The 13,258-nt window shown below is 49.0% G+C and carries 9 protein-coding genes; 8 read left to right on the forward strand and 1 reads right to left on the reverse strand.

What is annotated here, in order from left to right:
• Window positions 1-149: 149 nt before the first annotated feature.
• Window positions 150-2,753 (reverse strand): M6 family metalloprotease domain-containing protein, encoded by a 2,604-nt coding sequence (locus KTQ90_RS08255; RefSeq protein ID WP_217318011.1) that lies wholly within the window; start codon window positions 2,751-2,753, stop codon window positions 150-152.
• A 394-nt stretch (window positions 2,754-3,147) separates the two neighbouring features.
• Here KTQ90_RS08255 and KTQ90_RS08260 point away from each other — a divergent pair, with 394 nt between their 5' ends.
• From KTQ90_RS08260 to KTQ90_RS08295, 8 genes are all read left to right on the forward strand, one after another.
• On the forward strand, window positions 3,148-4,578 hold the full coding sequence (locus tag KTQ90_RS08260) for a peptidase (RefSeq protein WP_217318012.1): 1,431 nt from the start codon (window positions 3,148-3,150) through the stop codon (window positions 4,576-4,578).
• Window positions 4,579-5,460: 882 nt separating this feature from the next.
• On the forward strand, window positions 5,461-6,627 hold the full coding sequence (locus KTQ90_RS08265; protein ID WP_217318013.1) for a protein kinase domain-containing protein: 1,167 nt from the start codon (window positions 5,461-5,463) through the stop codon (window positions 6,625-6,627).
• Between the two features lie 486 nt (window positions 6,628-7,113).
• Entirely contained in the window at window positions 7,114-8,049 is a 936-nt protein-coding gene (gene tnpA / locus KTQ90_RS08270; protein WP_004292844.1) for a transposon Tn4555 protein TnpA, read from the forward strand.
• 141 nt (window positions 8,050-8,190) lie between these two features.
• Entirely contained in the window at window positions 8,191-9,309 is a 1,119-nt protein-coding gene (locus KTQ90_RS08275; protein ID WP_004338318.1) for a tyrosine-type recombinase/integrase, read from the forward strand.
• A gap of 247 nt (window positions 9,310-9,556) precedes the next feature.
• Window positions 9,557-10,414 (forward strand): transposon Tn4555 protein TnpC, encoded by an 858-nt coding sequence (tnpC, locus tag KTQ90_RS08280; protein WP_004339687.1) that lies wholly within the window; start codon window positions 9,557-9,559, stop codon window positions 10,412-10,414.
• A 199-nt stretch (window positions 10,415-10,613) separates the two neighbouring features.
• Window positions 10,614-10,988 carry an excisionase family DNA-binding protein gene (locus KTQ90_RS08285; protein ID WP_004338328.1) on the forward strand — a complete coding sequence of 125 codons (375 nt, stop codon included), beginning with the start codon at window positions 10,614-10,616 and terminating at the stop codon, window positions 10,986-10,988.
• Window positions 10,989-10,993: 5 nt separating this feature from the next.
• Entirely contained in the window at window positions 10,994-12,091 is a 1,098-nt protein-coding gene (locus KTQ90_RS08290; protein ID WP_004348225.1) for an AAA family ATPase, read from the forward strand.
• Between the two features lie 3 nt (window positions 12,092-12,094).
• Complete coding sequence (locus KTQ90_RS08295) at window positions 12,095-13,210, forward strand: DUF6371 domain-containing protein (protein WP_004292742.1); 1,116 nt, start codon at window positions 12,095-12,097, stop codon at window positions 13,208-13,210.
• Window positions 13,211-13,258 lie beyond the last annotated feature (48 nt).

Here is a 13,258-nt window from a genome sequence, read left to right on the forward strand (position 1 = left end):
TCTAATGGCGGTCATTAGAAAATGACAAGAAGCTTTTTCTAATGACCGATTTGGGTTTAAATAATAGTTACAAAAAATGCTGCCCGGCAAGTTTGCCAGGCAGCATTTTTTGTTATCCGTAGCAGAAAGTTTCCGCTACTAATAAATCTTTACTTCGCAACCTTCAGCGCACCCTTCTCGCCCTTCACTACATACACGCCCTTCGGCATATTCTTGCCGCAGAACTCGCCGTATGTCATCGTGCCGAGCTGTGTGCCTACCGAAGAGAACACCTTCACCACATCATCCGCAGCCATATGCGTTGCGTCCTCTGTCACATCGCCGATAGTGCTCCAAGCGCTGAGGTCTACAGTCTGCCAGTCGCTCCACTTCGAAAGCACGTTGCCAGCCACAGCACACACACGCCACTGGTATGTAGCCCCAGCGTTCAAGCCTTCAAACTTATAAGATGTCGTCTTGATCTCTGAGAAGCGCTGCGCCGAAGCCTTCATCACAGCCTTCTCAGCCACGCCCATGCTTTGGAAGTCCTCAGCCGAGAAGTCGCCGTCGTAGATGGCGATAGAGAAGACGTAGCCACGCTTCTTCGGCTGCACCTTCACCTTATAGTCGTCCATGTTAGCGTTCGCAAGCACCACGGTTGTCAGCGTGCCGTCCATGTCTACAGTCTGCTCCGAGATAACACTGTCGTCCTTGTCGAGCAGCGACACCGTAGCCTCAGCAACATCGTTGCCATAAGCGCTCGCCGAGAGTCTTACCGTAACGCTCGTAGCCGAGTGGTCGGTGATGAGCGGCGAAGTGAGGTTGCCCTGCTTCTTCGACGAGCCGAGCTTTGCGCAGCCCGGACACTCGAACACCTTCTCGCCCGTCCAGCCTACGTTCTGCATCTTGCTGTCAAGCGCACCCGAAATGTCGATTGTGCCGTCTTCTGTGAGGTTAGCGCCCCATGTGCTCAGATCCTCGCTCAGCATAAGCGCCTCGTCAGCAGAACCTTGAGCGCTCTTCTCGCGCAGCTCTATGGTGTAGCTCTCCGCATTCTCCACGGTGTTCCAGCCACCCGTGAACGAAGTCTCCGCCATGTCTACCAGCTTCGGCTGCGGCGCTGAGAGCGAGAGACCTCCCATGAACGTGAACGAGATCTTGCCGTTCTTCTCAGCAATCTCCGTCACCGGCTTGCCCAAGAACTTGCGTCCGTCGCTGTTGGCGTTGAAGAGCGTAGCGGCAGGCTTCGATGTGTCAGTCAGCTCCGTAGAACGTGTTGTGCCAGGCCATGTGTCGCCCGTCACGGTCTCCCCAGTCAGCTTGTTGTCAGCCGGCACAACCGTGAAACGCTGGTGGTTGTACGCATTGTTCACAGCGTTGTTCTCCCATACATCCTGGTTGTAGTCCATGTGTATCACGAGCATGCCGTGGTTGGGCAGCGCCTTGTCCGTGCCCTGCAGCTGGCGGTTCTCGAAGATGTAATACTCGTTCCGGTTCTTCTCGTTGAACACCACGTACGACTCTTCTGCCTCGTCCAGCGGCTTCATGTCCTTCACGTAGCACGGCTCGCTGAGGATAGTAGGCTCGAGCCATCCGCTCACCCACTTCTCGTATGTGTTGTAGCCCACCGGCGCATAGCCGTCGCCGCCGTACGATCCGTAGTCCATCAGGTCCCAAGCGTCCATGCCGAAGCAGCCACCGTTCTGCGTGTCGTACATATCGGGTATGCCCATACAGTGGCTGAACTCGTGGCAGGCGGTGCCGATGCCGCTGATGTACGTGCCCGAAGCGCCGTTCAGCTCCGACGAGCAAGCGTAGGTGTTGATGCGCACGCCGCCAAGATGCAGACTATAGCCTGCCGACTCCAGATCCCACTCGTGCGGCCAAATGGTGTTGGCCGGAGCGCCCGAAGCCTCGCCGTAGCCGGCATAGATAACGTAAACCTGGTCGGCAGCGCCGTCGCCGTCCCAGTCATACTGCGTCATATCGAGCTTCTCCTGAGCGTAAGCCAGCTCGCAAGCCTCCTTAATCATGCCCGCCGGATCGACATCGTTGCCGTATACGTCGTTGGCGCCGTAAGATTCCATATTCTTAGAAACCGTCACCGGTCCCACAACGTCAAACTCAAGGTCGAACTTGCCGTAGCTCTGCTTGTAGAAGTAGTCGTGCACCGATCCGTTGTTGCCATAGTTCTTGTAGCCCTCCTTGTTGAAGTAGTTCTTCCACTCCTCCAGCGAGTGCTTCGACTGCATCTGCTTGTCCTTGAAGTTCACAAGAATCACCAGACCCTTGCGCTTGCCCGTTACGCCGATGCCCTCGCCGCCGGTAGCGCCAGCCATAATCTCACGCATCATCGGTTTGCCCGCAACGTCCATAGCGTTGCGCTTCGCAAGACGCGCCATGCGGTGGGCATTGCGCTGCTTCGCACGCTTCATGCCGAGCGAGCGCACCTTCTGCGACTCTGTCGCATAGTAGCTGAGGAACGCCTGCTCGCCTGCGCCACGGCTGCCCTCGTTGTGAGCCACCTGCGAAGAGGCTGTCAGCATGCCGCCAGCGTCGAGCGTAGCATAGCAGTAGGCACCGTCGGCACGCTGCACCAGTGGCTGACCGTCTTCGGTACTTGTGTAGTGGAAATTCTCGTCGCCGCGCAACATCACAGTGAGCACGGAGCCGTCAGGCTGCTGCACCTGACGTTTCACACGCTTCGCCGGAACGGCAAAAGCAGAGGCTGCAAGCATAAACATTGCAGCGAGTGTTAGAAATCTTTTTGACATTAATAGGTGATATTGAATTATTTACATTTAAAATTTAAAAAGGTGAAACCTCGAATAGGCTGCAAATTTACGAATAATATCCCGTGCAACGAAAATTTTTCAACGAGAAAGCGACTTTGTCTCACTAACTTGCCCCACTATTCCATCCAAACGCTTCTGTCGCTGGACGCACTCGCGTTTTGTCAGTTTGCGAACTTTTTACGCTCTTCTACTCGCCCGTTTAAAGTTCTTTAACTCCTCGAGCACCAAAATGATAGTTATTGGCTATTTTTTGTAAGGAATATACAACGCGCTTCACGTTTTCTGAGTTAATTTTGCAGCAGAATCAATATCCTAATTAACATTTACAAACCTCTGGGTATGTTTCGGCTGCCCAGGCAAAAACTAAACAATTATGAAACACAACAACTCAACCCGACAAGTAAGCATGCGCATATTCCTCGTGCTTATAGTAATGATGATGTCGTCAGCATTCGCAATGGCGCAAGAAAAATACGGCTTCAAGGTAGCCGGCGTAGATGTGACGAGCGACAACTATCTCGACCTCACCGAGATTAACGGAGTGAGCGGCAAGGTGTATTTCGACCCCAACACCAGAACCCTCACACTCGACAATGCCACTATTGAGGCAAATGACTGTAATGCCATCTTGAACGAAACCTGCGACAACCTTTTGATAGAGTTGATCGGCACAAACACCATTAATGTTACCAACTCGGCTGGCATATACACGCGCGAGTCGACAGTTATTCTGGGCGACGGCGGTGCAAAGCTCAGCGTAAAGAGCGACCTGTGCGCCTTGCTCTTCGGTGGTTGTCCTCTCGAGATCAACAATTGCTGGTTGGAGGCAGAGGGCAAATGGGGCATATCTGCAAGCTACAACGAGGCAGAAGAGGTGCTCACCATACGCAACTCTCACGTGGAAGCTACGGGCCCCACAGGCTCTATCTGCGACATCGCCGGTCTGAAGCTTGAGGGATGCTACATCGACATTCCGTCCAAGGCGGCATACAACGCCGATACTAAGTCGGTAGCTGTGAACGGAGAAACCGTAACCTCCAAAGTTGTGATTGAACCCAACAGCTACGGCATCTATATCGCCGACAAGCCGGTGACAACACTCAACTATAAAGACCTCACAAGCATCTACGGAGTGAGCGGCAGCGCCTCTTACGACCCCGACACAAAAACCCTCACTCTCGACAACGCCACCATCGAAAGAAACTCTACCGACGGAACTGGCATTGTGAACAAGACTGTCTCCGACTTCACCGTCAAGCTGATTGGCAATAACACCGTTACAGCCGACCTGGCAAGCATGGTGTTGAACCAGACGTCTACCATCACCGGCGACGGTTCGCTCCATCTCACGAGCAAGCGATTCTGCGGTCTCGACATGGAGAGCGCTTCCGTAACCATCGACAACACCAGTCTGTTTGTTAAGGGTGGCTATGGCATAGCAGGTTATATTGGAGCAAAGAGCGAGGTGCTCACCGTGCGCAACTCTTACGTAGAGGCAGAAGGCAGCGGCAGCGGATCTATCTCACTCATCAGCGACCTCATCCTCGACAACTGCGCCATCACACAGCCCGTCGGTGCGGAGTTCGACGCCGACCAAAAGGCGGTAGTCCTGAATGGCGAGTTGCTTAAGTCGAAGGTTGTGATTGAGCCTATCACCAACAGCATCGGCACCGTGACAGCCGACGTGCCCGCCCGCAAACAAGGCATCTACAACCTTAACGGCGTAAAGCTGACCCAGCAATGGGACGACCTGCCCACCGGCATCTACATCGTTGACGGTGTGAAACGCGTGAGCAAGCAATAACACAAATTAATTTTTAACGAACACGAATAACACGAATATCACGAATATATAAAATGCTGCATTCGTAAAATTCGGGTTATTCGTGTTCGTTTTACAGCGATATCATGTGTTTAGAACATTCACAAACGATACCCACTTGGTGCTACGGAGGCCAGAGACCTCCGCTACGGATGGATGCACCCAAAATCCGCTTAATCGGTGTAGAGTTGTTAATAAAAATCAGTTTAACCTGTTGTTAATACAAATCCGTTTAATCGGTTTAATCCGCGTTTTTTGATTTCAATCTGCATTGATGAGAATAGCTGCGATTTTTTACTTTTTTTAGCTTTTTACCCTCTTGTTTTTATACGCAAATATAGTCCAAGTACCCTCGACCAAAACTCTCATTCTGGAGATTCGCATACTCAAAAACGCGCCTTTTCATCTGACTTCGCAGCCCGAAAACCATAAAAATTGAGACTTTTCGGTGTAAAACGACGAGTTTTACAAACTTTTCGTGAGACTTTACCATGTAACTCTTGAGACTTTACCCAGTAAAAGCATAGCTATTACCATGTAAAGTCTCACGATAAGTTTGGTTTTGATGAAGCAAAAATTGCACACTTTTAAACAGATCCTTACAACCATCTATAAACCATTTACTTAGCATTGCACACTCAAAACTCGCTAAAAACCGACAACCGATTTTGTTTTTGATTTTTCGCGAGTTTTGAGCGGTCAAAAAATGCAAATATCGTCTTGGCAAAAAGTGTGCCAGTGATTTCGCCTCATCCGTCAACCGATATTCCTTCACGATTTTTTCTTTTATGTTGGTAAGTTTTTCTAACTTTGTAGCTAAGTAATGAGAAATCTATTTCATTGAACCCATGTTAATAAAAACCTATGCAATATCCTCTTATATCAGAATATCTCGCAGCCATTCGCGAGGCTAAGGACAATCTTGACAAACTCAGCCATTTAGTGCCCGTGCTGGACAAGTATGGTGAACCGTATCGTAGCAGCGGTGCGTTTGCCGTCGTGTTCAAGATGAAGGACGAACAGACGGGGAAGTGCTATGCCCTGAAGTGCTTCACCGAAGACCAGGAAGGACGTGCTGAGGCTTACCGCCAGATAGCCGAAGAGTTTGAGTTTGTCGACTCGTCTTATATCACTTCCGTGAAGTATCTGGAGAAGGAAATATTCGTTGACAGCAACTGTGAGAACGAAGAGTTCCCAGTGTTGCTGATGGACTGGATTGAGGGCGAGACGATGGAGACGTATGTTGCCGCTAACTATACGGACACTCACGCTATGGCGATGCTCTGCTACCGTTTCTGCAAAATGGCAGCTTGGCTTCGCTCGCAGTCGTTTGCTCATGGCGACATCAAGCCTGACAATATAATGGTGCGCCCCGACGGTACGCTGACGCTCGTCGACTACGACGGCATGTTTGTGCCGGCGATGAAAGGTCAGAAGTCGCCGACTATCGGTACCAAAGACTTCTCACATCCCCTTCGCACCATTGACGACTTCGACGAAACCATCGACGATTTCGCCTTGGCTTCCATTGCCCTCTCGCTAAAAGCCATCTCTCTCGATCCGTCTCTGCTTCAGACCTACGGAGCGTCCGACCGTCTCCTCTTCTCTGCCGCCGATTATCTCGATTTGAGCAAGAGTAATACCTTCACCGCCCTGCAAGGCTTGTTGGCAGACGAGGAAGCAAGAACCCTTATGTCTATGTTCCTCTTAGCCAGTGCCCAAAAGAACTTATCCATGTGCTTTTTCAGATTGTTCGGTGTGCAGAAGCCGAAGGAAGAGGAAGCATGGAGCACGGAGGTTACTCATAAGGATCTTAGAAATGCTGTGGAGGATGAGTTTGGCGTAAAATATAGCAAGGATTGGAAGAGATTGCTACTGGCACCAGAGAGCTTGAGTGGTAAATATTCAATTAGGAAAGGAGTGAAGGTGATTGGAGATTGGGCTTTTTGGGATTGCGAATTCCTCACTAACATAAACATTCCAAATAGTGTCACAACGATTGGAAAGTATGCTTTTTGTGGCTGTATTTAGAGCCTTATAACTAACCATAACTTACTATGACCAACCAAACATAAAACCTTGATTTTCAATACTCTTTGATTTTTAACACTTTCTGAGTGCTTTTTGGCAGTTCCCGATTTTCCACATATTTTTGCAGCGTGTATTTATAACCATAGAACAACCAAAACTAATCAGAAATATCCGAGTGTAAATCTTTAATTACCAGCATATTCTAAAATTTAACACTTTTCGGTTGCCATTTGTCGCTTCCCAAATTTCCACATATTTTTGAGACGTATTTCTGACGTGGAGAATTTGCGGGGCTTGTTTTTTGTCACACCGTGCAGACAGTTGACAAGGGTTTACAACCGTTTACGACAAGCGACAATAACCGCCCCGATATGCGGAAACAGTCACACTGTGTAGAAAAGCGACAATGGTTGACTTCCGTTCACATCCGTTTACCATTTCAGAGATATAGGATTGAAGAAATGAACCATTAAACGATAAAACGGTATGAAAGCAACCAGAAAATGCAGTTTTTGCGGCAAGTCCTTTGTAACCCGAAGCGGTATGCAAAGATATTGCAGTGAGGCTTGTCAGGCAGAAGCCAAACGAGCCAGAGTGATGCAGAAGAACAACCTCTTCAAAGTCGCCCAACCCTTGATGGAGATACAGCATCAGGAGTATCTCACCTTTTCCAAAGCAGCCATCCTCATGGGCTGTTCCCGACAGTACATTTACAAACTTGTAGCCATCGGCAAGCTGAAAGCCTCACGCATCAGCAACCGCATGGCATTCATCCGCAGAGCCGACATCGAGCAGATGTTGGAGGGCAATCCCTATCACCGCATCCTGCCCGGCAACACCTCCACACCAAGGAAATCATCTTCATCTTCCTTACCTGCCAAAAGAGAAAAAAGGGAAAAGGAAAGCGAAGAAGTGTTGGACTTCTATTCGGGCGAGGAGGTGATGTCCCTTTTTAAGGTAAAGCAGTCATGGCTTTACACTTCCGCCAAGCGTAACCATATCCCCATCTGCCGTATCGCAGGAAAGAACTATTACAGCAAGAAGCATATTGACGAGTTTTTCGGTGTGGCAGTTGATATTAGCGAAATTACCGACTGGCTACTGACCGAGGAGGTGGAGGAACTGTTCGGCATGAAGCCGACCGCACTCCGTGCCTACACCTATCGCCATAAGATACCCACTAAAAGAGAGTACGGGCGTACCTATTACTCCAAATCACATTTGAACGAACTCCGCAGAACTGACCTTGTGAACGATGAACGCTACTATACCGTTGAGCAGGTGCAGCAAATCTATGGTCTTTCGTCAGCCAACATCTGCCATATCGTCAAGGTGAAGCACATCGAAAAGATAAAGGTGGGTGTGAAAAACCTGCTTTTGCGCTCAGATGTGGAGCGTGTCATGGCTGAAAGGAACAAATAACCGTGAAAAATCGGGATTATCGAAAATTATTTCAAAATGATGTATCGTGGAGGTATTCACGGATATTTCACGTTGTTCCTTTGCCATCGGAAACATGGATACAACTCCAAAATGTATACAACCAATTAAAACATAATTATTATGAGTAAATGCAAAACAGTTACCTTGCGTAAGCGCAAGATTAAGAACGGGACACAGTATTCACTATGCCTTGACTACTATCCCGGCTACCGTGACAATGTCACCATGAGAGTGATTACACGTGAAGCCTTAGGAATTTACATCTTCGCCAAACCTGCAAACCAGCAGGAACGGGACTTCAACGCACGCATGATGAAGAAAGCGGTCATCCTGCGCAACCAGCGCTACGAAGCCATTTTCAATGAAAACAACGGCTTTTTTGACAAGACCAAGATGAAGGGCGATTTCCTTGCCTATTTCAAAGGACTGGCTGACCGCAAGAATATCAAGTGGCAGCACGTATACAAGCATTTCCAGCGGTTCGTGAACGGCAAATGCACCTTTGAGGAGGTGGATGTGGATTTGTGCCGCAAGTTCATGGAATACCTGCTTGATGCACCCCAATCCATCCACACCAACCAAAAGCTGCACATCAACTCCGCAGCAGGCTATTGGTCAACTTTCCGTGCCGTGCTGCACACCGCTTACCGTGACAGGAAGATAAAGGAGAACCCAAACGGCTTCTTAGACCGCATCGAGTGCATTCCCACCATCAGGGAGCATTTGAGCCAAGAGGAACTGATACGGCTTGCCGAAACACCCTGTGAGGAGGAGGTCTTGAAAAAAGCTTTTCTTTTCGCCTGTCTTACGGGACTGAGAAAGAGCGACATCAGACAGCTCACGTGGCAGCAGATACAACCATACACCAACGGCAGGATGTTCGTTACCACCCGTATGCAGAAAACCAAAGAAATAGTGCATAACCCCATCAGTGATGAAGCCTATGGACTGCTGGGAGAACGGGGCGAGGGACTTATCTTTGAGGATTTCAAGGACAAGATGCTGCAAGGACCACTCCAACGGTGGCTCACGGCAGCAGGGATAACCAAGAAAATCACCTTTCACTGTACCCGCCACAGCTTCGGAAGCCTGCACGTGGAAATGGGAACGGACATGGCTGTCATCCAAGCCTATCTCGGACATAAGAACATTACCACCACACAAATCTATTCCAAGATAGCAGCGCAGCAGATGTGTCAGGTGGTGGACAAGATAACCTTGAAGCGCAAGGAGGCATAAATGTCTCACATTGACAGGTATTCAGAGGGGCGGTTATGGCTACAAGGCTATAATCGCCCCTCTATGTTTTTGGCTTGATGCCACCATTTATAAGCCCCTCAGAGTATGAAACAGAGTATGATATGATGACATTTCGTGAAATACATTGAAAAAGACCGTTCTAACCGCAAATAACGGGCAGTAATTGGGAAAAATAGCATTAACTTTGCACAAAATAATACAGGAACATTCAATCTCTCAACGAAATATGGAATCATCAATCAAGGACAAATACATCATCTTGGGCTTTGTCGGCTTCGCCATCGTCCTAATATCTTCCATTGCCACGCTGGTAATAGCGGACAGCTTCAACCAAGACAACTTTGTCAGGTGGATAGTATTCGTATGCTGTAACCTGTTGGGATGGTTGCTCTATCTCTCCTTTCAGACACTTATCTTTGATACATACGAAATCTACAAAATCAAGTTCGGCAAGAAAGAAACGATTGCCGAAGCCATAGAGGTGCAGGAAGAACTGTCACAAAATACACTTGAAGAAGCCACATCTGTGCCTGGACCTACATCAGTCCCTGAGCCTGTACCCGAATCATCCCCGACAAAAGAAGAGACACTTATCCAAACACAACCGATAGAGCTTACTATCGCCCCGGATCTTCACGAAAAGAACCGTGCCAATTACGCAAGCAGAGAGCAACGGGAAAAGGAAGAGCGCATCCGCATGGTCATGGAGTATTGCCATTATTACCTGCCTCGCATTGCCGACCAAGAAACCGTGAACCACATCTGTACTGAGGTGGACAAATGGATGAATCTTAACACTTATACCCCGAAGCCCATACAAAGACCGTTTACCAAAGACATCAACAACATTCCACTCCGTCACTTCGTATGGAATATCTCTGAGCGTTTCCTGTACAAGAGATACTACAATGGGGATAACCGTGCCAAGTTCATCAAAGCCCTTTTCCCGAAATCGTTTGCTGATACAGACTTATCAACCATCAAGAATTTCAAGGTAGAGCCGTTAAAGACGGAAATTCCCATTGATGAACCCGAAAACGGCAAACTTGATTTCCACTATCCCGAGGATTATGTGCGGAATTAGGATAATCACGACACCAACGACAACCATCCGGTAACTCATAACCGCCTGTTTTACATCGTTTCCCGAGTAATTTTACCCGTCATTTATGGCTGGGCTTAATTATTCGGGAATTATTTTGCAATGACGTGTCGTGGAGATATTCACGGATATATCATTTCAGTCCTTTGCGCCAAGTCTTACAAAAGAGACGAGTACGCGAATGGAAAAATCAATTCTTACCTTCAACGACCTCCCCGAGGTTGTCGCTCAGCTTCGAGACGAAGTGATGAGCCTGAAAAGCCTGCTCGCCGAGCAGCGCAGTGTGAACAATGCCAAAACGGTGGACACCCACGTGCCCATGTCTGTGGACGAGGCAGCAGAGTATTTAGGTATCCCTAAGGGTACGCTCTACATGAAACTGTCAGAAGGGACAATCCCTGCCACCAAGCCCGGCAAACGCTATTGCCTTTACCGTGACGAACTGGACAAGTGGCTGGAAACCGCCCGAAAGAATCCCATACCGTTGTCAGACGAGGAACTGAACAAGTCCTTATCCTCTTCCCACCGTCGCAAGCCCAACCCACGTAACTGGTGAATGATATGGAAGAGGATAAGAACTATATCAACCTGATACGTGGCGACCTCACAAAAGCATCCCAAGCGCATAACGGTATGCCCGACAGTGTAGGCATGATGAATATCAAGACGGCAAACCAAACCATTCTTGAAGCATCGTTATTGCCTACGCCCCGTGCGCTGTGGGACAGCTTTTGGTACGAGGGGGAACTCTCCTGCTTGTTTGCCGATTCCAACGTGGGCAAGTCCATCCTTGCCGTGCAGATAGCCGACCGCATCGCCCGAACCGACAATGTGCTGTATCTGGACTTTGAACTGTCCGAAAAGCAGTTCCAGCTCCGCTATACCAACGAGCATGGAGAGCTCTACACCTTTCCCGACAAACTCTATCGGGTGTCTATTGACTGCAACCAGCTTTTGGATGCCAACTTTGAGGAAGCTATCATAGGCGGCATTGAACAGATGGCTGTGCAGACCGACTGCAAGATTTTCATCATTGACAATCTTACCTACCTGTGTTGCGCCATGGAGAAAGGCGATGCCGCAGGACGGCTGATGATTCAGCTGAACAATCTCAAAAAGAGATATGCGCTCTCTATCCTTGTCCTGGCACATACGCCCAAACGCTCTTTGGATTGTCCCATCACATCCAACGACCTTGCCGGAAGCAAACGGCTCTACAATTTCTTTGACAGCGTGTTCACCATTGGAAAAAGTGCCCAAGACGGAGGGCTTCGCTATGTGAAGCAGCTTAAAGTGCGCTATGGCACGTTCTCTCATGATGCGGATAATGTAATCGTTTACGAGATTGACAAGGTGGATGCTTTCTTGCAGTTCGTGTTCAGGGGCTATTCCACGGAAAAGGAACACTTGAAAAAATTGGGCGACAATGAATCAAGCCAAAGGGATTGCCAAATTCTGCAACTCTCCCAATCGGGCAAGTCCGTCAGGGAGATAGCCTCACAGGTGAATTGTGGCAAGTCCACCGTAAACCGTATCATCCAGCGCAGCAAAGAGAGTAAAAACGCAGGTGTCCCAAGTGTCCCACTGTCCCAACCCTTAGAGTGTGGGACAATGGGACAGGATGGGACAGCCGACAATCAACCATCAAAAACGGACTAAGCTATGGGCAATTATTCATTACAGAAGTATAAAGGAACGGCAACACGGCATACCTGCCCCAAATGCGGAGACAGGCATTCTTTCGTCTATTACGTGGACGAAAATAATGTGCCGTTGCATCCATCGGTCGGCAGATGTAACCACGAAAGCGGTTGTGGGTATCACTACACTCCGAAAGAGTATTTTCAAGAGCATCCTGAACACAGAACTACCAATGATTTCTCTTTTGACAGGCAAAGAGCAGAGCAGAAGAAAGTGAAGCAGCAAAGTAAGCCGACAGCCATCGGCTATATTCCCCCTCACTATGTGGAGAAGTCGCAAAGCGAGCGTAGCAATTTCTTCCGTTTCCTCTTCACACTCCTTACTTCCTACTATGGCGACAAGGCGAAAGAGGTGTTGAAGCGGTTGTTGGAGGAATACCGTTTGGGGGCTACCCGTGACGGCTCTGTTATCTTTTGGCAGATAGACAGGACGGGCAAGGTACGCACGGGAAAGGTGATGCAGTACAATCCCGAAGACGGACACCGTATCAAGGGAGGACAGACATCGGCAGTGAACTGGATACACAGCATATTGAAAAAGCAGCGTGTGTTGGCAGAGGATTGGCAACTATCCCAATGCCTTTTCGGGGAACACTTGTTGAAAACGCATCCCGACAAGGTGGTGGTCTTGGTGGAATCCGAGAAGAGTGCCGTTATCGGTTCTGCTATCTTCCCCGATTATGTATGGCTGGCTACGGGTGGTAAGAGTCAGATGAGAGAAGAGAAACTCCGTGTACTGTCAGGGCGAACCGTGCTTCTCTTTCCCGATGCCGATGCTTATGCCGAGTGGAAACAGCGAGCCGAGAGCATGTACTTTTGTAAGGTGGTGGTTTCGGACATCATCGAAAGGAATGCCACCCCGAAACAAAAAGAAGCCCATATCGACATAGCCGATTGGATTATCTTTCAGATACGGGAGGGCAAGGTGATGAGTACAGCCAACCACTTGGTCGAGGCTGAGAGAATCCTCCAGCGGATGATAGAGAAGAATCCCGTCCTGCAAAAACTGATAGACGATTTAGACCTTGTGCTGGTCGGTGCATCTCCAATCGGCAACGATGATGAAAAACCTCCCTGACGGAGGAGAGCGGAAGCCGTAGGCTGGAGTTTGCAGACAATGGCTTGC

This window comes from Leyella stercorea (assembly GCF_019052365.1).
Classification (GTDB): Bacteria; Bacteroidota; Bacteroidia; order Bacteroidales; family Bacteroidaceae; genus Prevotella.

Excerpts from the sequence above, each read along its gene's own strand:
- KTQ90_RS08255 (WP_217318011.1), bottom strand. The coding sequence starts at position 2,753 with ATGTCAAAAAGATTTCTAACACTCGCTGCAATGTTTATGCTTGCAGCC.
- KTQ90_RS08260 (WP_217318012.1), top strand. The coding sequence starts at position 3,148 with ATGAAACACAACAACTCAACCCGACAAGTAAGCATGCGCATATTCCTC.
- KTQ90_RS08265 (WP_217318013.1), top strand. The coding sequence starts at position 5,461 with ATGCAATATCCTCTTATATCAGAATATCTCGCAGCCATTCGCGAGGCT.
- tnpA (WP_004292844.1), top strand. The coding sequence starts at position 7,114 with ATGAAAGCAACCAGAAAATGCAGTTTTTGCGGCAAGTCCTTTGTAACC.
- KTQ90_RS08275 (WP_004338318.1), top strand. The coding sequence starts at position 8,191 with ATGAGTAAATGCAAAACAGTTACCTTGCGTAAGCGCAAGATTAAGAAC.
- tnpC (WP_004339687.1), top strand. The coding sequence starts at position 9,557 with ATGGAATCATCAATCAAGGACAAATACATCATCTTGGGCTTTGTCGGC.
- KTQ90_RS08285 (WP_004338328.1), top strand. The coding sequence starts at position 10,614 with ATGGAAAAATCAATTCTTACCTTCAACGACCTCCCCGAGGTTGTCGCT.
- KTQ90_RS08290 (WP_004348225.1), top strand. The coding sequence starts at position 10,994 with ATGGAAGAGGATAAGAACTATATCAACCTGATACGTGGCGACCTCACA.
- KTQ90_RS08295 (WP_004292742.1), top strand. The coding sequence starts at position 12,095 with ATGGGCAATTATTCATTACAGAAGTATAAAGGAACGGCAACACGGCAT.